The sequence below is a fragment of the Microbacterium sp. Z10_103 genome (assembly GCF_058310455.1).
The window spans coordinates 2,877,135-2,895,725 of sequence record NZ_JBZEGK010000001.1; the positions used below are offsets into that span (position 1 = coordinate 2,877,135).

The 18,591-nt window shown below is 69.4% G+C and carries 17 protein-coding genes; 11 read left to right on the plus strand and 6 right to left on the minus strand.

From position 1 onward, the window contains the following. The first annotated feature begins 4 nt into the window (after positions 1-4). Together AC4FS2_RS13970 and AC4FS2_RS13975 are read left to right on the plus strand one after the other, a co-directional pair. A complete protein-coding gene (locus tag AC4FS2_RS13970) occupies positions 5-979 on the plus strand; it encodes a squalene cyclase (RefSeq protein ID WP_491177602.1) in 975 nt (324 codons plus the stop codon). A 16-nt stretch (positions 980-995) separates the two neighbouring features. Beyond that, on the plus strand, positions 996-1,838 hold the full coding sequence (locus AC4FS2_RS13975) for an NAD-dependent epimerase/dehydratase family protein (protein ID WP_491177605.1): 843 nt from the start codon (positions 996-998) through the stop codon (positions 1,836-1,838). Between the two features lie 81 nt (positions 1,839-1,919). Here the strand turns inward: AC4FS2_RS13975 and AC4FS2_RS13980 are convergent, their stop codons facing one another. The 4 genes from AC4FS2_RS13980 to AC4FS2_RS13995 all read right to left on the minus strand — a co-directional run bounded on the left by AC4FS2_RS13980 (position 1,920) and on the right by AC4FS2_RS13995 (position 6,037). After that, the gene (locus AC4FS2_RS13980; protein ID WP_491156010.1) at positions 1,920-2,906 is read right to left on the minus strand and encodes an LLM class F420-dependent oxidoreductase; all 987 of its coding nucleotides are present in this window, start codon (positions 2,904-2,906) and stop codon (positions 1,920-1,922) included. Between the two features lie 63 nt (positions 2,907-2,969). Further along, positions 2,970-4,022 carry a DNA-methyltransferase gene (locus AC4FS2_RS13985; RefSeq protein ID WP_491177607.1) on the minus strand — a complete coding sequence of 351 codons (1,053 nt, stop codon included), beginning with the start codon at positions 4,020-4,022 and terminating at the stop codon, positions 2,970-2,972. After that, positions 4,019-5,068: a lipoate-protein ligase LplAB gene (gene lplAB, locus AC4FS2_RS13990; protein WP_491156007.1), complete on the minus strand. Its 1,050-nt coding sequence runs from the start codon at positions 5,066-5,068 to the stop codon at positions 4,019-4,021. The genes AC4FS2_RS13985 and lplAB overlap by 4 nt, the downstream gene beginning before the upstream one ends. A gap of 120 nt (positions 5,069-5,188) precedes the next feature. Then, positions 5,189-6,037 (minus strand): alpha/beta fold hydrolase, encoded by an 849-nt coding sequence (locus AC4FS2_RS13995; protein WP_491156005.1) that lies wholly within the window; start codon positions 6,035-6,037, stop codon positions 5,189-5,191. A gap of 59 nt (positions 6,038-6,096) precedes the next feature. Here AC4FS2_RS13995 and AC4FS2_RS14000 point away from each other — a divergent pair, with 59 nt between their 5' ends. Next, positions 6,097-6,555 carry a MarR family winged helix-turn-helix transcriptional regulator gene (locus AC4FS2_RS14000; RefSeq protein WP_491156003.1) on the plus strand — a complete coding sequence of 153 codons (459 nt, stop codon included), beginning with the start codon at positions 6,097-6,099 and terminating at the stop codon, positions 6,553-6,555. Beyond that, entirely contained in the window at positions 6,552-7,925 is a 1,374-nt protein-coding gene (locus tag AC4FS2_RS14005; RefSeq protein ID WP_491156000.1) for an MFS transporter, read from the plus strand. Before AC4FS2_RS14000 ends, AC4FS2_RS14005 begins: the two co-directional genes overlap by 4 nt. 36 nt (positions 7,926-7,961) lie before the next feature. Here the strand turns inward: AC4FS2_RS14005 and AC4FS2_RS14010 are convergent, their stop codons facing one another. Continuing rightward, complete coding sequence (locus AC4FS2_RS14010) at positions 7,962-8,975, minus strand: LacI family DNA-binding transcriptional regulator (protein ID WP_491155999.1); 1,014 nt, start codon at positions 8,973-8,975, stop codon at positions 7,962-7,964. 135 nt (positions 8,976-9,110) lie between these two features. On the opposite strand from AC4FS2_RS14010, the gene AC4FS2_RS14015 reads away from it, so the two are divergent. The 5 genes from AC4FS2_RS14015 to AC4FS2_RS14035 all read left to right on the plus strand — a co-directional run bounded on the left by AC4FS2_RS14015 (position 9,111) and on the right by AC4FS2_RS14035 (position 15,643). Next, positions 9,111-10,640, plus strand: a complete 1,530-nt coding sequence (locus AC4FS2_RS14015) for a sugar ABC transporter ATP-binding protein (protein WP_491155997.1) — start codon at positions 9,111-9,113, stop codon at positions 10,638-10,640. Next, a complete protein-coding gene (locus AC4FS2_RS14020) occupies positions 10,637-11,686 on the plus strand; it encodes an ABC transporter permease (RefSeq protein WP_491155995.1) in 1,050 nt (349 codons plus the stop codon). Before AC4FS2_RS14015 ends, AC4FS2_RS14020 begins: the two co-directional genes overlap by 4 nt. Further along, positions 11,683-12,759: an ABC transporter permease gene (locus tag AC4FS2_RS14025; RefSeq protein ID WP_491155993.1), complete on the plus strand. Its 1,077-nt coding sequence runs from the start codon at positions 11,683-11,685 to the stop codon at positions 12,757-12,759. Before AC4FS2_RS14020 ends, AC4FS2_RS14025 begins: the two co-directional genes overlap by 4 nt. Positions 12,760-12,789: 30 nt before the next feature. Continuing rightward, positions 12,790-13,842 carry a rhamnose ABC transporter substrate-binding protein gene (rhaS, locus tag AC4FS2_RS14030; RefSeq protein ID WP_491155991.1) on the plus strand — a complete coding sequence of 351 codons (1,053 nt, stop codon included), beginning with the start codon at positions 12,790-12,792 and terminating at the stop codon, positions 13,840-13,842. A 187-nt stretch (positions 13,843-14,029) separates the two neighbouring features. Beyond that, on the plus strand, positions 14,030-15,643 hold the full coding sequence (locus AC4FS2_RS14035; RefSeq protein ID WP_491155988.1) for a DHA2 family efflux MFS transporter permease subunit: 1,614 nt from the start codon (positions 14,030-14,032) through the stop codon (positions 15,641-15,643). A gap of 108 nt (positions 15,644-15,751) precedes the next feature. On the opposite strand, the gene AC4FS2_RS14040 is transcribed toward AC4FS2_RS14035, so the two are convergent. After that, positions 15,752-16,759, minus strand: a complete 1,008-nt coding sequence (locus AC4FS2_RS14040; RefSeq protein WP_491155986.1) for a LacI family DNA-binding transcriptional regulator — start codon at positions 16,757-16,759, stop codon at positions 15,752-15,754. A 157-nt stretch (positions 16,760-16,916) separates the two neighbouring features. Between AC4FS2_RS14040 and AC4FS2_RS14045 the strand changes: the two genes are divergently transcribed. Then, positions 16,917-17,333 (plus strand): L-rhamnose mutarotase, encoded by a 417-nt coding sequence (locus tag AC4FS2_RS14045; RefSeq protein WP_491155984.1) that lies wholly within the window; start codon positions 16,917-16,919, stop codon positions 17,331-17,333. Next, positions 17,330-18,496: an L-rhamnose isomerase gene (gene rhaI / locus AC4FS2_RS14050; protein ID WP_491155983.1), complete on the plus strand. Its 1,167-nt coding sequence runs from the start codon at positions 17,330-17,332 to the stop codon at positions 18,494-18,496. The genes AC4FS2_RS14045 and rhaI overlap by 4 nt, the downstream gene beginning before the upstream one ends. Positions 18,497-18,591 lie beyond the last annotated feature (95 nt).

Consider the following 18,591-nt stretch of genomic DNA (forward strand, 5'->3'; position numbering starts at 1 on the left):
TCGCATGAACGGCGACGAGGTCATCGCGTGGCTGCGCGGCGCCGATCCCAGTCTCCGCTGGCAGGTCGAGCGCGACCTGGGCCACGCCCCCGACGCGGTGTGGCAGCGGACCCGCGAGCGGGTCACGACGGAGGGACACGGCGCGGCGCTGCTGACGAAGCAGGCGGATGACGGCCTGTGGGCGGGGGGCGCCTACTTCCCCGCCGACGCGCGTCGCGATGAGCCGGGGCAGCCATGGACGGCGACGACATGGTCGCTCAACTCCCTGCGGGAGTGGGGCGTCCCCCCGGACGCGCTGCGTCCCGATACCGCGGTTCTGCTCGCACGCAACGCGCGGTGGGAGTACGACGACCTTCCATACTGGGGAGGCGAAGTCGACGCGTGCATCAACGGCTACACGCTCGCCAACGGCGCGTGGCTCGGCGCCGACGTGACCGCGATCGCGACATGGTTCGTCGAGCACCGCATGAGCGACGGCGGCTGGAACTGCGACTGGGTCGAAGGCGCCACCCACTCGTCGTTCCATTCGACGCTGAACGCCCTCATCGGAATCCTCGAATACGAACAACGCGCCGGCGGCACGCCGGAGCTGGCGGCGGCACGCCGGGCGGCGGAGGAGTACCTCCTCGAACGCGGCCTCATGCGGCGACTCTCCACCGGCGAGGTCCACGCCCCGTGGGCGACCCACTTCGCGTATCCGTACCGGTGGTTCTACAGCGTGCTGAAGGCCGTCGACTACTTCCGCGCGGCGTCGCTCCACGACGGTACGCCGCCCGACGAGCGGATGTCCGACGCGATCGCGCTCGTGCGCGATGCCCGGGACGCCGACGGAACGTGGCATCAGCAGCTCCGCCACGAGGGACGAACCTGGTTCGACGTGGATGCCCCGCCCGGCGAACCCTCGCGCTGGCTGACGTTCCACGCCCTGCGCGTTCTCGACTGGTGGGATGCGGCACACCGGCCCGTTCCCGTCGCGTGACGTGCGACCCTGGACCATGCGCATCGCACTGACCGGCTCGTCCGGAAAACTAGGCACCGTCGTCGAGCGCGAGCTCCGTACCGCCGGGCACGACGTGATCGCACTGGATGCGGTCGGCCCGCGCCGCGACGGGTTCGTACACGTCGACCTCACCGACTACGGCCAGGTGATCGACACGTTCGGCGGTGTCGGCGATGACCGGGGCGAACTTGACGCGGTCGTGCACCTCGCGGCGATCCCCGCTCCGGGCCTCCGGCCCGATGTCGCGACTTTCCACAACAACATGACGGCGACGTTCAACGTTTTCTGGGCGGCCGTGCGCTCCGGCGTCCGGCGGATCGTCTACGCGTCGAGCGAGACCGTGCTCGGGCTCCCGTTCGACGTACCGCCGCCCTACATCCCGGTCGACGAGGACTACGCCGCGCGCCCGGAGTCGGTGTACTCGCTCGTGAAGCACCTCGAGGAGCAGCTCGCGACCGAGCTGGTGCGGTGGCATCCCGACCTCTCGATCACGGCGCTACGGTTCTCGAACGTCATGGTGCCGGAGGATTACGCGGAGTTCCCCTCCTTCGACGCCGATGCGCGGCTGCGGAAGTGGAACCTGTGGGGCTACATCGATGCGCGCGACGGCGCGCAGGCCGTCCAGCGCGCGCTCGACGCGGCGCCCGCGGGGTTCGACCGCTTCATCATCGCCGCCGCCGACACCGTGATGAGCCGCCCCAACGCCGAGCTCGTCGCCGAGGTGTTTCCGGACGTGCCGGTGCACGGCGACCTCGGCACGAACGACACGCTCCTGTCGATCGACAAGGCGCGGCGCCTGCTCGGGTACGACCCGCAGCACTCCTGGCGCGACTCCTGATCCGGTGAGTGTCCACGCCGTGCACACGGCGACGCCGCCGCATCCGCGGGTCGTGGACACCCACAGAGGGCCCCGCCGGGGTCAGCCGAGCTGAGGAACCACCTCGCGCTCGAACAGCTCGATGCCCGAGCGGTCGTACGCCGCCTCGGGGAAATAGTGGATGGCGTAACCGAGACCGCGGGCCGCGCGCTCGGCGAGGCGCTCCGCGATCTGCTCCGGGGTCCCCACCCCGGGGGAAGCCCGGTACTCGCGCTCGATGACGTCGGCGCGCTCCGGTCCGACGAAGGGGGCCAGGCGAGCGATGACCGCGGTCAGTCGCTCTTCGACCTCCGCCTCGCTGGAGGCGATGATCGTGTTGAAGTTCGACGAGCGCGTGATGGAGTCGAAGTCGCGCCCGAGGGCGTCGCAGTGACCGCGCAGTACGTCCGACTTGTGGTCGAACTCCTCGAGGGACCCGGCGAAGTTCGTGTACGACGCATACTGCGCCGCGATCTTCAGCGTGACCTTCTCGCCGCCGCCGGCGATCCACAGCGGGATGCCCCCGTCCTGCAGCGGCAACGGCCGCACGATGGCGCCATCCACGGTGTAGTACTTCCCGTCGAGCGTCGCGGATCCGGTCGTCCACGCCTGGTGCATGATCTCCACGCCTTCGCGCAGGCGTCCGAGTCGCTCGGCGATCGGCGGGAATCCGTAACCGTAGGCACGCCACTCGTGCTCGTACCATCCGCCGCCGATACCCATCTCCGTGCGCCCCCCGGAAACGGCATCGACGGTCGCGGCCACCTTCGCCAGATACGCCGGGTTGCGGTAACTCATGCACGTGCACATCTGGCCGAGGCGGATGCGGTCGGTGGATGCGGCGAAGGCCGCCATGAGCGTCCACGCCTCGTGGGTGGCCTCCTCGCTGGCGACGGGGGTGGTGTGGAAGTGGTCGTAGACCCACAGCGACTCCCACGGGCCGGCGTCGGCCTGCTGAGCCAGGTCGCGCATGGTCGCCCAATGCCGGGCCGGGTCGATGCCGACGAGGTCGAAGCGCCAGCCTTGGGGAATGAAGAGTCCGAATCTCATGCCCTCACCCTAGGGATTCGTGGCAATTTTGGCCGCTGGGCTGGACATGACGCAGATCATGTCTCACTTCTGCAGCTTCTGGGGCTCGGAAACCTGCGGAAGTGGGACATCAGGCAAAGGGATGAGCGTGGCATGCGGCATCCGCGCCCGCATGACCGCCACGGCCTCCGGATTGTCGTCCACCAGCACCGCGTCGCGCCCGAGGGCGCTCGCCACTGCGCCGGTCGTCCCGCTGCCCGCGAAGAGGTCCAGCACCCGGTCTCCGGGGCGGCTGGACGCCTGCACGATGCGGCGGAGGATCCCCTCGGGCTTCTGCGTGGGGTACCCGGTCTTCTCGCGTCCCGACGTGGGGACGATCGTGTGCCACCACACATCGGTGGGGAGCTTGCCGCGCGCCGCCTTCTCGGGGGTGACGAGCCCTGGCGCCATGTACGGCTCGCGGTCCACCGCATCCGAATCGAACCAGTACTGCTGCGGGTCCTTGACGTACACGAGGATCGTGTCGTGTTTGGTCGGCCAGCGGCGCCGTGACTTGGCGCCGTAGTCGTACGCCCACACGATCTCGTTGAGGAACCGCTCCCGACCGAACAGCGCATCCAGGAGCACCTTCGCGTAGTGCGCCTCGCGATAATCCAGGTGCACGTAGAGCGTGCCGTCGGGCGCGAGGAGGCGCCACGTCTCCAGCAGCCGCGGCTCGAGAAAACCCCAGTAGTCATCGAAGCGGTCGTCGTAGATGCGCAGATCGCCGCGCAGCTTGTCGTACTCGCGACCGCGGAAGCCGAACCGCGGTCCCATCGGGATGGACGGTTCTTCGCCCGCGGACGCGGGCTGCGGCACCCCCACAGCCGTACTCAGGCTGAGCGGTGCCGGACCCGCCGCCGAACCGGATGTTTCCGCGGCCTGGTCCGACGCCGCGTGCGACGGGGCCTGAGTACGGTCGCGCGGACGCATCGTCTCGACCGCGCGTTCGCGGGAGCGCCCGGTGTTGAACGGCGGGTCGAGATAGATGAGCGTGAACGACGAATCCGCCAGTCCGCGGGCGACCTCGAGATTGTCGCCCTGATGGATGCGGACGGCCCCGGCCGGCGACGCGAAGCCGGGCTCGCCTGCGCTCACGGCACCCGCTGGAGCCACGCGTCGGTGGCGAACTTCGACTCCACCAGCGCCTCGGCCTCGGCGTATTCCTCTTCGGTGATATGCCCCGGGACCGCGCCGTACAGCTGCGTGAACGTGTCGATGAAGCGCTCGATGATCGCCTCGCGAGACAGCCCCGTCTGGCTGCGCAGCGGATCGACCCGCTTGGCGGCCGAGACCGTGCCCTTGTCGCTCAGCTTCTCCCGCCCGATGCGGAGCACGTCGGTGAGCACTCGCCCATCCATGTCGTAGCTCAGCGTGGCGTGGTGGAGCACCCCGCCGTTGGCGAGGCGCTTCTGCGCAGCACCGCCGATCTTGCCGTGCGGACCGGCGATGTCATTGAGCGGCTGGTACGTCGCGTCGATGCCGATGGAGCGGAGCGCCTGCAGCACCCAGTCGTCGAGGAAGGCGTAGGAGTCGGCGAAGGTCATGCCCGCCACGAGGGATGCCGGGACATAGAGGGAGTACGTGACGATCGAGTTCGCCGCCATGAGCATCGCCCCGCCGCCCGAGATGCGGCGCACGACCTCGAATCCGTGCCGCTCCGCGGCCTCGGGATCGACCTCGTTGCGCACGGACTGGAAGGAGCCGATCACGACGGCGTTCTCGTTCCATTCCCACAGCCGGAGAGTCGGGTTGCGCCGCCCGTCGCCGACCCGGGTGGTGAGCACCTCGTCCAGTGCCAGGTTCATCCGCGGGGAGACGGGACGGTCGTGCACGACCTCCCACGAGAAGTCGCGCCATCCCGGTGCTGTAATGAGCGCGCGGCGCACCGCCGTGCCGACGGCCTCGGGCGTGAAGCCCAGCAGCTGAGCGCCCTCGGGGAGCGCGGCGCGGATGGCCGCGGCGATCGTCGTGACATCCGATTCGACGGGAAGCCCGTTGACCGCCGCGTCGATGTCGGCGAGCGCCGAGTCCGGCTCGAGGAAGAAGTCGCCCGCGAGGTGGAACCCTGCGATCCGCCCGTCCCGGTCTTCCAGGTCGACCACCACGAGCTTGCCCCCGGGCACTTTGTATTCGCCGTGCATGCCCCTCAGCCTACGGCGGCGAGCGGCGCGTTCACCCGAGAAACGACATCCCGGGCGAGACGGCACGCATCGCGTCGTGTCTCGCCCGGATCGTCGTTTCTCGCGGGGGTCAGGCGAGGGTCAGGCGCGGGACGGGAAGCGGGGATCGAGCCAGGCCAGGAGGTCGGCGCGCACGTCGGCCTGCATCACCTCGTTGAAGATCTCGTGCCGGGCGCCGGGGTAGACGAGCGTCGTCACGTCGGTGAGCTTCGAGCGGCTGCGGTACGCGTCGGCGAGGCGGTGCACGCTGCGCGGACCGCCCACAGTGTCGTCACCACCCACCATCAGCAGCACCGGGATGTCGCGGCCGAGGTCGCGCCGCGGTCGGCCGTACAGCCGGACGCCCTCGGCCACACCGAACAGGCGGGCGATCGGCACGGAGGTGGTCAGCGGGTCTTCCACGAACGCGGCGCCGACGGCGTCGTCGGACGACAGCCACTGCATCCCGTGGCCCTTGGCGCTCTTCCACGGCTTGTTGAGGTCGCCGGCGTTGAGCGAGACCGGGGTGCGCAGCCCCGATCCGCTCAGCACGAGCGCGTCATAGGCGTCCGGGTGCCGGTCGAGGAGGATCTGCGCCAGGAACGATCCCCACGAGTGCCCGAGCAGGATGAGGGGGAGGCCGGGATGCTGCGCACGGATGCGCTGCGTCAGCATCCACACCGCTCCGACGGCCGCGCGGTGTCCGCCCGGACCGAGCCGGCCCAACCTGCTCGCGTCACCCCGGTGCTGGCGGAGGCCGGTGCGCCCGTGCCCGCGGTGATCATCGGCGTAGACGGTGTAGCCCGCGTCGGTGAGCGCCGCGACGAGGGCGCCGTATCGGCCGGCGTGCTCACCCACTCCGTGCAGCAATTGGACGACTGCCCGGGGGTGCGCGGCCTCGGCGACGTCGTAGACGATCGCGATCCCGTGCGCGTCGGTGAACTCCGGCATGCGCCGAGTCTAGGGTCCGACCGACCCCGCGCAATTTCCCTTAGCAAGGCTAATGAGCTATGCTAATGACCGGCATGACAGAGTCGAACACACCCTCCCCCGACCTCCGTGCCGCAGCATCCGACGTGCGGATGGCGACCTTCCGCCTCGCCCGTCGCCTTCGCGCCGAACGCGCCGTCGACTCCATGAGTGACGGACAGTTCGCGGTGCTCGCGGCACTCACGGTGCACGGTCCGCACACCCTCAGCGCGCTCGCCGACCGCGAGCGCGTGACCTCGCCCTCCATGAATCGCACGGTGAATTCCCTGCAGGAGTCGGGCTACATCACCCGCGCCCCCGTCGATGACGATCGCCGCAAGGTGCTCGTCGATCTCACCGACGCCGGCCGGAATGTGGTCGAGGAGACCGTCCGCCGCCGTGACGCGTGGCTGGAATCCGCGCTCGGCGAACTCACCGGCGACGAGCGCGACCTGCTCGCCGGCGCCGCGGAAGTCATGCGGAAGCTGGCCGAGCGATGACCGCGATGTTCCGCTCGTTCGCCGTCTTCAATTACCGGCTGTGGTTCATCGGAGCCCTGGTGTCCAACGTCGGAGCGTGGATGCAGTCCACCGCGCAGAGCTGGGTGGTCCTCACCGAGCTGACGAACAACGACGCCGGCGCCATGGGCGTCACGATGGCCCTGCAGTTCGCCCCTCCGCTGCTTCTCGTGGGTGTCACCGGCTGGGTCGCCGACCGGTTCGACCGCCGCAAACTCATCATGCTCACCCAGACGCTGATGCTGCTGCTCGCCGTGGCACTCGGCATCCTGGTGCTCTCCGGGGCGATGACCCTCCCCCTGATGTACTGCTTCGCCTTCGGGCTCGGCATCATCACGGCGTTCGACAACCCGGCACGTCAGGCCTTCGTGTCCGACCTGGTGGCGCGCGAGAACGCCTCCAACGCCGTCGCACTGAACGCGGCGTCCTTCAACACCGCTCGCCTCGTCGGCCCGGCCGCCGCGGGCATCATGATCGTGCTGATCGGCAGTGGATGGGTGTTCCTGGTCAACGCCACGACCTTCACCGCGATGATCATCGCTCTCGCACTCATCCGCGTGCACGAACTCATCCCGCGGGCCACCGGATCCGGCCGCTCGCGTCTCGCCGACGGGTTCCGCTACGTCGGAAAGCGGCCCGATCTCCTCGTGATCTTCACGATGGTGTTCCTGCTGGGTGCGTTCGGGATGAACTTCCCGATCTTCGCGTCCACCATGGCGCTGGAGTTCGGTCAGGGCGCCGACGGATTCGGCCTGCTCAGCTCCATCCTCGCGATCGGGTCGCTCGCCGGCGCGCTGCTGGCCGCCCGGCGAGACCGTGCCCGCATGCGCGTGGTCACCCTCGCCGCCGGCGGATTCGGGCTGGCGATGATCGCCTCATCCCTCGCGCCGACCTACCTCACCTACGCGATCACCCTGGTGTTCACCGGCTTCGCGGTCGTCACGATGCTCACGACCGCGAACGGTTATGTGCAGACCACGACCGACCCCGCTCTCCGCGGGCGCGTGCTCGCCCTGTACATGGCGATCCTCCTCGGCGGCACGCCGATCGGCGCACCCGTCGTGGGATGGATGGTGGACCAGTTCGGCACGCGCGTGGCGATCTTCGTCGCGGCGATCATGGCGCTGGTGGCCTGCGGCATCGGCGTGGCGTGGACGCTCGCATCCGGACGCCTGCGCCGGCACGAGTCGCGGCGGTTCCGGCTCACCCTCGACGAGACGCGGCCCATCGGCACCATCCCCGCCGCGGTTCCGGAGGAGTTCAGCGACGAGGTCGCCGGTACCACGCCGATCCCGCTTCCCCAGTCGGCCTCGGCCCGCGCTCTCCGCGACGCGCGTGAGCGCTCGGCGTAAAGGCCTCGGGCCGGCCCGCGGGATCCCACGGGCCGGTCAGCGGCGCGGCGACGTGGAGGCGCGTGCCACGAGCTCGGGCTGGAACACCGTCTGCCGCGGGATGCTCGTCGGATCGGCGGCTTCCTCCAGGAGGATCCGCAAGGCCGTCCGTCCGATCATGCGGCTGGGCTGACGCACCGACGACAGCGGCACGGCAGCCGCGGCGGCGAACGGGATGTCATCGAAGCCGATGACCGCGATCGTGTCGGGCACCAGCATCCGCCCGTCGACGACCAGCGATTGCAGGAGACCGAGAGCGAGCAGGTCATTGGCGGCGAAGATCGCGTCGGGGCGCTCTTTCGGCGGCCGCGCCAGGATGCGCGCGCCCGCGCGGGCACCTTCCTCGACCGTCATCGCCTCCGTGACGATGACCTCGAGCTCCGCATCCACATCGCCGTTTTCGACAGCGGCCCGCCCGCCGGCGAGGCGGTCCGTGACCTGCCGGATATCGAAGGGCCCCCCCACGAACGCCACCCGCCGGCGTCCGCTCGACAACAGGTGCTCCACGGCGAGCCGGCCCCCCGCGACGCTGTCGACCGACACCGACGAGAAGCGGCCGTCTCCGCTGAACCGGTCGACGAGCACAGCGGCGATCCCGCGGTCGCGGAGACGGTGCAGCCGCCCCGTCACATCCCCGTAGGGGGCGATGAGGAGCCCGCGCACCTGCTGCTCCTCGAACAGGTCGATGTACAGGCGCTCCCGCGCGTGGTCCTCGTCGGTGTTGCCGTGAAGGAGCGCCATCCCGTGGCGGATGGCCTCGTCCTCGGCTCCGCGCACGACATCGGTATAGAAAGGGTTCTGCCCGTCCAGGACGACGAATCCGACCGTGCTGCTCACACCCGCGCGAAGTTTCCGGGCCGCGTCGTTGCGGACGTATCCGAGCTCCTCGATGGCACGGTTCACGCGCTCGACGGAGTCGACGGAGACTTCGGAAGGACGGTTCAGCACGTTCGAGACGGTGCCCACCGAGACGCCCGCGCGCTGGGCGACATCCCGGATGCTCGCCGCCATCGTGCCGCCCTCTCCGTCGAATCACGATCGGGTCTCGTTCGCTCTGCGACTTGACCCGCTCTGGTGCGCTCCTTAGAGTATCTGAAACCCACCTGAATCGATTCAGGTACTTTTCATCCTCAACGAGGAGGCCGAATGGCAGTCGCAGCGGACGCCCCTGCGCTCCCCGCCCACGCCCTCGAGCTGCGCCGCGTGGTGAAGTCGTTCGGCCCCGTCATCGCGCTGCGATCGGGCACGCTGACCCTGGACCGCGGGTCGATCCACGCGCTCGTCGGCGAGAACGGCGCCGGAAAGTCGACGCTCGTCAAGATCATCGCGGGGTTGTACCGCCGGGATGCGGGAGACTTCCTCCTCGACGGCGAATCCGTCGACTTCACGACGACCGCGCAGTCCAAGGCCGCCGGTATCGCCGTCATCTACCAGGAACCGACGCTCTTCCCTGACTTGTCGGTGACGGAGAACATCTTCATGGGTCGCCAGCCCGTCGGCGCGATCCGCCGCATCGACCGGAAGGCCATGCGGCGCGAAGCATCCGAGATCTTCCAGCGGCTCGGCGTCGCGCTGGATCCCGACCGCATCACCGAGGGCCTCTCGATCGCCGATCAGCAGATCATCGAGATCGCCAAGGCCATCTCGCTCGACGCGCAGGTGCTGATCATGGATGAGCCCACCGCGGCCCTGAGCGGCGTTGAGGTGGAGCGTCTGTTCGCCGTCGCCCGGAGCCTCCGCGACGAGGGCCGCGCGCTTCTGTTCATCTCCCACCGCTTCGACGAGGTCTTCGCGCTGTGCGACACGGTCACCGTGATGCGCGACGGCACGTACGTCGACACGACGCTCATTGCCGAGACCACCGTCGACGATCTGGTTCGGCAGATGGTGGGTCGCGACGTGACGGAACTCTTTCCGAAGCTTCCCTCCACCGTGGGAGAGGTCGTCCTCGAGGTCGAGGGCCTCACCCGCACCGGGGTGTTCCGCAACGTCTCCTTCACGCTCCGCTCCGGCGAGATCGTCGGACTCGCCGGCCTCGTGGGTGCCGGCCGCAGCGAGGTCGCGCGTGCCGTCTTCGGCGTCGACCCGTACGAATCGGGGACCGTCCGTCTCCGTGGCACCCCGCTCCCCAAGGGCAACCCCCGCGCGGCGACGGCCCGCGGGATCGCCCTCGTCCCCGAAGACCGCCGCAAGCAGGGTCTTGTGCTGGACGAGAGCGTCAGCCGCAACATGACCCTCGCCATCCGCGGGAAGCTCGCCAAATGGGGCCTCCTGTGGGGCGCCGCCGAGAACCGCGCGGCCCAGGTGTGGGCGAGCCGGCTGGAAGTGAAGACCGCCGCCCTCGACGCCGAGGCCGGCACCCTCAGCGGCGGTAATCAGCAGAAGGTCGTGCTCGGCAAGTGGCTCGCCACGGAGCCCCGCGTTCTCATCGTGGACGAGCCCACCCGCGGCATCGATGTGGGGACGAAGGCCGAGGTGCACCGCTTGCTGTCCGAGCTCGCTCAGCAGGGCATGGCGATCCTCATGATCTCGTCCGAACTGCCGGAGGTACTGGGAATGGCCGATCGAGTCCTCGTGATGCGGGAGGGACGCCTCACCGGCGAGTTCGACCGCGCTGCTGCGACTCCCGAGGCGATCATGTTCGCCGCGACGGCGGATGCGGAGGCACTCCGGTGAGCGCTCCGCTGACGACGTCTGCCCCGCCCGTCCGCCCCGGATCAAGCTCCGCGACGAAGTTCGTCTCGCACGTCGCAACGGCCCGCGAAACCGGCATCGTCGTGGCGCTCGTGCTCATCGTCGTCATCGCCACGACCCGCAACCCGTCGTTCGTCTTCTCCTCCGACGGATTCCGGGACCTGCTCCTCACTCCGTCGCTGCTGCTGCTCGTGGCCGTCGGCCAGGCGATCGTCATCATCACCCGCAACGTCGACCTGTCGGTGGGCTCGGTCGTCGGGCTCACCGCGTACCTCACCGGCCGGTTGTTCGTCGACATCCCGGGCATCCCGCTGATCGGCGTGTTCCTCGGCGGCCTCATACTGGGCGCGGTCCTGGGCCTCATCAACGGCGCACTGGTGGCCTACGCCAAGGTGCCCGCCCTGGTGATCACGCTCGGGACGATGTACATCTACCGGGGCATCAACGTGGCGTGGGCCGGCAGCGACCGCATCAACGCGTCTGACCTCCCTCGCGACTTCCGGGGCCTCGGCACGGGGCAGCTCCTCGGCATCCCGATCCTCACGATCATCGCTGTCGTCGTGCTGGTTCTGGCGGCGTGGTACCTGCGCAACCTCCGCAGCGGACGGGAGCTCTACGCGATCGGCTCCGATCCCTCGGCCGCCCACCTCTACGGGCTCAAGGTCACGCGACGCGTCGTCGGAGCATTCGTCGTGAGCGGTGCCCTCGCCGGCCTCGCCGGTGTTCTTTACGCCGCCCGCTACGGCACGGTCAGCTCGGGCGCCGGATTCGGGTGGGAACTGCAGGCGATCGGTGCGGCGGTCATCGGCGGCGTCGCCATCTCGGGCGGCGTGGGCACCGTGTGGGGCGCGGCGATCGGCGCGTTCCTCCTGCTGACGATCAACCGCGCCCTGCCGATCCTCGGGATCGACGACTTCTGGCAGCGCGCCGTCGTGGGCGCGCTCATCCTCGGCGCCATCGTGCTCGACCGTGTCCTCGCCGTCCGGCAATCCCGAAGACTCACCGCACAGAGGGAGGCCGGCCGATGAGCGCCCCGGCCGTCGTGACCCCGGCACGCACCTACCGCACCCACGCGCGACCGCTGTGGCGCCGCATCCTGCTCACGCGGGAGACCGCGGTGATCGCCCTGCTGCTCCTGGTGATCATCGTGTCGCTGGCGACCGTGCGCAATTTCGACAGCCCGCTGACCGTCACGTACCTGCTGCGCGACGTCGCACCGATCCTGTTGATCGCTCTGCCGATGACCCTCATCATCATCACCGAGGAGATCGACCTCTCCGTCGCCAGCATCGTCGGGCTCACCAGCGTGGTCACCGGTGTCCTCACCGCGGGCGGCTGGCCCTTCGAGATCGCCGCTCTCCTCGCGATCGTGGTGGGCGTGTCGGCGGGGGCCCTCAACGGGTTCCTCGTGACGGTGGTGGGGCTCCCTTCGCTCGCGGTCACGATCGGGACGCTCGCCCTCTTCCGCGGCATCGCGGTCGGGATGCTGGGCACCGAAGCCATCACCGACTTCCCCGAGTACTGGACCGACCTGGCCAAAGCCAACATCCCCGGCACGCCTGTTCCCGTCATCATGATCCCGTTCGTGATCCTGGCGATCGCGTTCGCCGTGCTGCTGCACCTCACGCCGTTCGGGCGGTCGTTGTATGCCATCGGACTCAATAAGGAGGCGGCACAGTTCTCGGGCGTCGACGTCGGGCGGACGAAGTTCACGCTCTTCGTGCTCAGCGGCGCGGTGTCCGGGTTCGCGGGGGTGTACTTCACGCTGCTGTACGGCAACGCGCGAGGTGAGAACGCCATGGGACTCGAGCTGCAGATCATCGCCGCGGTGCTGCTGGGCGGGGTGTCGATCTTCGGCGGCCGCGGGGCCATCCACGGCGTGATCGCCGGCGTCCTCCTCATCGGCACCCTCGGCAGCGCGCTGCGCCTGGCCGGCGTGACGAGCGACATCATCAACGTCATCACCGGAGTGCTTCTGGTGCTCTCGGTGGTGTCCGCCAGCCTCCTCGCCTGGCTGCAGGCCCGGAGGTCGGCAGCCCTCGGCAAGAGGAACGGGAGAGCTCGGCGCGACGCGGAGGCGTCGGGCGCGTCTCTCCCTTAGACCCCACCCGCACCACGGAAGGAAACAATGATGTTCGGACTTCAGCGAAAGGCCCGCGTCGGCACCGCCGCGGCCGCGCTCGCGCTTGCCGTGACGCTCGTCGCGACGGGCTGCTCGGGCGGCAGCGGCAGCGGCGGGAGCAACGGAGGCGACGGAGGTGGCGAGGGCGGCGACCTGTCGATCACGTTCCTGCCGAAGAACCTCGGCAACCCCTACTTCGACACCTCCAACTCGGGCGGCGAGGAAGCGATCGAAGAGTTCGGTGGCACATTCGAGGAGGTCGGACCCAGCGAGGCGACCCCGACGTCGCAGGTGAGCTTCATCCAGACCGCCGCCCAGCAGGGCGTCGGCGGCCTCGTCATCTCGGCGAACGATCCCGAGGCCATCTGTGACGCCTTGGATGAGGCGCGCTCGGCGGGTGTGAAGGTGGTCACGTTCGACTCCGACACCAACCCCGAGTGCCGCGACCTGTTCATCAACCAGGCCTCGGCCGAGGGTATCGCCAAGGCACAGGTCGACCTGATCGCGGAGCAGATCGGCGACGCCGGTCAGGTCGCGATCCTGTCGGCGGCGGCCAACGCCACGAACCAGAACGCCTGGATCGAGCTCATGCAGGAAGAGCTGGCCGCGAACCACCCCGACATCGAGCTCGTGGATGTCGTCTACGGTGACGACGACGACCAGACCTCGTTCGACCGCACGGCGGCACTCCTGCAGACCTACCCCGAGCTCAAGGGCATCGTCTCGCCCACCACGGTCGGTATCGCTGCAGCGGCGCGCTACCTCTCCACCTCGGAGTACAAGGGCAAGGTCGCGCTGACCGGGCTCGGCACGCCGAACCAGATGCGGGAGTACGTCGAGGACGGCACCGTCACCGCGTTCGCCCTGTGGAACCCGGCCGACCTCGGCTACCTGGCCGCCTTCGCGACGAAGTCGCTCATCGACGGCGACATCACCGGCGAGGCCGGCGACACCTTCGAAGCCGGCAAGCTCGGCGAGTACGAGGTGGGCGAGGACGGCGTCGTGCTGCTCGGCGACCCCTTCGTCTTCGACGCGGAGAACATCGCCGAGTTCGACTTCTGATCCATCCGCCTCGGAGCCCCGGTCGTCTTCGGACGGCCGGGGCTTCGGCGTCCTCGGCCACACTCCCGGTCGCTTCGCGGGCCGGGAGCCTTCGCGTTCGCGGGGCGACGCCGCCCGCTTGCGGATCTCCTGGGTTTTGACGGCAACGAAATCGGCCATCCGGCCGATAGCTAGATAAGCTAGCGATATGCCGCACTCGTCGCGTCGCCGCTGGCTCGGACTCGTCTTCATCAGCATCGCCGTTTCGCTGATCATCGTCGACTCGACGATCGTCAACGTCGCGATCCCCTCCATCGTGGACGAGCTCGGCATCACCTCCACCGAGGTTCAGTGGGTGCAGGAGTCGTACACGCTCGTGTTCGCCTCGCTGCTGCTGGTCTTCGGCAGCCTTGCCGACAGGTTCGGGCGACGGTGGATGCTGCTGATCGGCGTCGTGATCTTCGCGGTGGCATCCGTGGCCGCCGCCCTCGCTCCCACCGGAGAGCTGCTCATCTTCTCGCGCCTGATCCAGGGCGTGGGCGGTTCGATGATCCTGCCGACGACGCTCTCGATCATCAATGCGACATTCCGCGGACGCGAGCGGGGCATCGCGTTCGCCGTGTGGGGCTCGACGATCGGTGGGATGGCGGCGCTCGGGCCGCTCCTCGGCGGCTGGCTGACCACGGCGTTCTCCTGGCGCTGGGCCTTCGGCATCAACATCCCACTCGGGCTCATCATCTTCATCGGCGTGCTCCTCACCGTGACGGAGTCGCGCGGCGAACGCACGCAGCGCACGGACGTCGTCGGAGCACTCCTGTCCGTGATCACGATGGCCACGCTCGTCTTCGGACTCATCGAAGGGCGCACCTATGGCTGGTGGCGCACCGACACCCAGCCGCAGATCGGCGGGTGGACGTGGCCCTGGGAGCTCTCTCCCGTGCCGATCGCCTTCGGAATCTCGCTGGCCGGCTTGATCGCGTTCATCGCCTGGGGGCTCCGTCGTCAGCGGCGCGGAGAATCCACGCTGCTCGCCCTCGGCCTGTTCCGCATCGCGTCGTTCCGCAACGGCAACATCGCCGCGATGGTGGTCTCGCTCGGTGAGTTCGGCATCATCCTGGCCCTGCCGCTGTGGCTGCAATTCGTCCTGGGCTTCGATGCCCTGCAGACCGGGCTCGTGCTCCTCGCCCTGGCCGTCGGCTCGTTCGTCGCGAGCGGGGTGGCTGCCGCTCTGGCGAACCGCGTCGCCCCCGTGTGGGTGGTGCGGGTCGGATTGCTCGCGGAGGTCATCGGCGTCGGCGGGGTGGCGTTCGCCATCGGCCCCGACTCGTCCTGGGGTCCGCTGCTGCCCTTCCTCTTCGTATACGGGTTCGGTGTGGGGCTGGCCACCGCACAGCTGACCGGCGTCGTGCTCGCAGACGTTCCTCCGGCCGAGGGAGGGCAGGCGTCGGGTACGCAGTCGACGTCGCGGCAACTGGGGGCGGCACTCGGTGTCGCCGTGCTCGGGACAGTGTTGTTCTCAAGCACCGCCGGCATCCTGGACGCGAAGCTCGCGGATCGGGGCATCCCCGACACCCAGAGGGAGCAGACGGTCTCGGCCGTGGTCGACAGCGCGGGCGGCGCGATCGCCGGGCTCGCCGCATCCCCCGAGACCGCCGACCTCGCCGAGGACGCGAGAGCCGCCTTCTCCGAGGGCACCCGCGCTGCGGGCTTCACAGCGGCGGGTTTCCTCGCCCTGGGCCTGCTGTCGACGCTTTCGCTCGGCAGCGCGGCATCCCGTCCACGTCCGGAGGAGGAACCAGCCAGCGCCGCCCCCGCCCCCTGACTCCGCCGCGCCTCCGGGTTCATGCGGCACACCTCGGCTTGACGTGCCCGCCGGCCCGCGGCACGCCGCCGGCTCGACGCGTCCGACCGCCCCGGCCCACGCACGCCGTCAGCCGGAGGTGGAGGCTCGCACGACGAGCTCGGGGCGGAAGCGCACGGTCGACTCGGCCGGCGCCAGCACCCCGGCGGCTTGCCGCAGGGCGAGGTCGACCGCCGTCCATCCGATCAGTTCCGCAGGCTGGCGCACCGAGGTGAGCGGCACCACCGCGGCCGCCGCGAAGTCGATGTCGTCGTAGCCGACGAGCGCGATGTCATCCGGAACCCGCACCTGAGCCAGCATGGACAGGGCCTGAAGCACACCCATGGCGAGCAGGTCGTTGGCGGCGAAGACCGCGTCGGGGCGGTCGGTCGCAGCCCGCTCACGCAGCTGCTCCCCCGCGGTACGTCCGTGGAGGACGGTCATCCCCGCGCACTCGACCACCTCGAGCACGGCGCCTCCGACCGCGGCCACCGCGCGCCGGGCGCCGGCGAGCCGGTCGGCGACCTGGCGCGTGTCCGATGGTCCGCCGAGGTACACCAGCCGCCGACGGCCGAGGGAGAGCAGGTGCGCCGCGGCGAGGTACCCGCCCTCCTCGTCGTCGACCGCCACCGACGCGAGCCCCGATCCCGGCGCCTCCCGGTCGACGAGGGTGACGGGAATTCCGGATGCGGTCAGCCGCGCCAGCGCGGAGAGATCCTCGGATACGGGCGAGACGAGCACCCCGTTCACGCGCTGCTCGCGGAAAAGGTCGAGGTAGGAGGCCTCACGCCCCGCGGATTGCTCGCTGCTCCCGAGCAGCACCACGAGCCCGTCCTCGGCGGCGCGGCTCTCGGCACCGCGTGCGACGGCCGCGAAGAACGGGTTCCCGACATCGGGCACCACGAGGCCGATGCCCCGGCTGCGGCCGGCCCGGAGTTGCCGCGCAGCATCGTTGCGGACGTACCCGAGCTCGGCGATCGCCGCTCGCACGCGCTCGACGGCGTCGGGGGCCACCTGCGTCCGGGCGTTCAGCACGTTGGAGACCGTGCCGACCGAGACGCCCGCGCGCGCGGCGACGTCTCGGATGGTGGCGGTCATGCGGGCGCGGACCTTTCGGGCTCGGGGTGGCTTGACTGTACCGCAGCCGCTCTCCGCCGAGGATGGCCTGATTGACGGAGCGAAGCCACCCGTCTACTCTGGTATGAAACGATTCACCCGCGCAAAGACGCCCGCCCCTCACCGAAGAGACCCGCCCATGTCCTCTCCCGCTCGTCCGGCCCGTGTGTGCTTCACGCTGCAGGTGCGGCCGGAGAAACTGGACGAGTACCTCGCGCGCCACGCGCCCGTGTGGCCCGAAATGCTCGCCGAGATCGCGGCTGCCGGACGGCGCAACTACTCGCTCTTCCTCGGCGAGGGTGGCCGCCTCATCGGCTACTACGAAACGGACGACGACGCGGCCGCGCAGGCGTACCTGGCAGCATCCGCGGTCGCCGCCCGCTGGGAAGAGGACATGGCCCCCTTCTTCGTGGGGCTCGACGGTCGGCCCGACCAGGCGGCCACGCCGCTGGCCGAGGTGTTCCACCTCGAAGACCAGCTCGCGGATGCGGCGCCCCCGGCATCCGCGCCTCCCGCAGTCACTGCATCCACCTCCACCGAAAGCGACCACGCATGAACTCTCTCTCCCCCGAGATCTTCTCCACTCTCGAAGCCCAGAAGATCGAGCTGCCGTCCTGGGCTTTCGGCAATTCCGGCACGCGCTTCAAGGTGTTCACGACCCCCGGGACCCCGCGCGACCCGTTCGAGAAGATCGCCGACGCCGCAGAGGTGAACCGCTTCACGGCCCTCGCCCCGAGCGTCGCGCTGCACATTCCGTGGGACAAGGTCGAGGACTACGCCGCCCTCCGCCGGCACGCCGAAGACCTGGGTGTGACGCTCGGCACGATCAACTCCAACACCTTCCAGGACGACGACTACAAGTTCGGCGCGCTCACCCACGCCGACGACACGATCCGCCGGAAGGCCATCGATCACCACCTCGAGTGCATCGACATCATGGGCGAGACCGGCTCGCGCGACCTGAAGATCTGGCTGGCGGAGGGGTCGAACTACCCCGGCCAGAACGATATGCGGGCCAGACAGGATCGCCTTTCCGAGTCCCTCAGCGAGATCTACGCGCGCCTCTCGGGCGACCAGCGCCTCGTACTCGAGTACAAGTTCTTCGAGCCGTCGTTCTACCACACCGATGTTCCCGACTGGGGGACGTCCTACGTGCAGGTCGCCGCCCTCGGCGAGCGGGCTGTCGTGTGCCTCGACACGGGACACCACGCCCCCGGCACCAACATCGAGTTCATCGTGATGCAGCTGCTGCGTCTGGGAAAGCTGGGGTCGTTCGACTTCAACTCGCGTTTCTATGCCGATGACGACCTGATCGTCGGTGCCGCCGACCCCTTCCAGCTCTTCCGCATCCTGGTCGAGGTCGTCCGCGGCGGAGGCCTCAACAATCCGGACGTGGCGTTCATGCTCGATCAGTGCCACAACATCGAGAAGAAGATCCCCGGCCAGATCCGCTCGGTACTGAACGTGCAGGAGATGACTGCGCGAGCGCTGCTGCTGGACCGCGACGCGCTCAGCGCCGCGCAGGATGCCAACGACGTCCTGGCCGCCAACGCGGTGGTGATGGATGCCTTCTATACCGACGTGCGTCCGGCCCTGGCCGAGTGGCGCGAGTCGCGCGGGCTGCCTGCCGATCCGATGGCCGCCTACGCCGCATCCGGATACCAGGAACGCATCGAAGCGGAGCGCGTCGGCGGAACCCAGGCAGGCTGGGGGGCGTGAGGTCCGCTCACGCGGCGGGTCTTGCCCGCCCGAAGTCGCACCTCCGCGCGGGAACGGACCTCCCCGCCGAACCCGCCTCTCTGCCCGCCTCCTGA

What these genes read in the sequence shown, in the direction of transcription:
- rhaS (WP_491155991.1), top strand. Translation starts at nt 12,790, where the DNA reads ATGTTCGGACTTCAGCGAAAGGCCCGCGTCGGCACCGCCGCGGCCGCG.
- AC4FS2_RS14015 (WP_491155997.1), top strand. Translation starts at nt 9,111, where the DNA reads ATGGCAGTCGCAGCGGACGCCCCTGCGCTCCCCGCCCACGCCCTCGAG.
- AC4FS2_RS14010 (WP_491155999.1), bottom strand. Translation starts at nt 8,975, where the DNA reads ATGGCGGCGAGCATCCGGGATGTCGCCCAGCGCGCGGGCGTCTCGGTG.
- AC4FS2_RS14025 (WP_491155993.1), top strand. Translation starts at nt 11,683, where the DNA reads ATGAGCGCCCCGGCCGTCGTGACCCCGGCACGCACCTACCGCACCCAC.
- AC4FS2_RS14040 (WP_491155986.1), bottom strand. Translation starts at nt 16,759, where the DNA reads ATGACCGCCACCATCCGAGACGTCGCCGCGCGCGCGGGCGTCTCGGTC.
- AC4FS2_RS14035 (WP_491155988.1), top strand. Translation starts at nt 14,030, where the DNA reads ATGCCGCACTCGTCGCGTCGCCGCTGGCTCGGACTCGTCTTCATCAGC.
- AC4FS2_RS13980 (WP_491156010.1), bottom strand. Translation starts at nt 2,906, where the DNA reads ATGAGATTCGGACTCTTCATTCCCCAAGGCTGGCGCTTCGACCTCGTC.
- AC4FS2_RS13995 (WP_491156005.1), bottom strand. Translation starts at nt 6,037, where the DNA reads ATGCCGGAGTTCACCGACGCGCACGGGATCGCGATCGTCTACGACGTC.
- lplAB (WP_491156007.1), bottom strand. Translation starts at nt 5,068, where the DNA reads ATGCACGGCGAATACAAAGTGCCCGGGGGCAAGCTCGTGGTGGTCGAC.
- AC4FS2_RS14000 (WP_491156003.1), top strand. Translation starts at nt 6,097, where the DNA reads ATGCTAATGACCGGCATGACAGAGTCGAACACACCCTCCCCCGACCTC.
- AC4FS2_RS14045 (WP_491155984.1), top strand. Translation starts at nt 16,917, where the DNA reads ATGTCCTCTCCCGCTCGTCCGGCCCGTGTGTGCTTCACGCTGCAGGTG.
- AC4FS2_RS13970 (WP_491177602.1), top strand. Translation starts at nt 5, where the DNA reads ATGAACGGCGACGAGGTCATCGCGTGGCTGCGCGGCGCCGATCCCAGT.
- AC4FS2_RS13975 (WP_491177605.1), top strand. Translation starts at nt 996, where the DNA reads ATGCGCATCGCACTGACCGGCTCGTCCGGAAAACTAGGCACCGTCGTC.
- rhaI (WP_491155983.1), top strand. Translation starts at nt 17,330, where the DNA reads ATGAACTCTCTCTCCCCCGAGATCTTCTCCACTCTCGAAGCCCAGAAG.
- AC4FS2_RS14005 (WP_491156000.1), top strand. Translation starts at nt 6,552, where the DNA reads ATGACCGCGATGTTCCGCTCGTTCGCCGTCTTCAATTACCGGCTGTGG.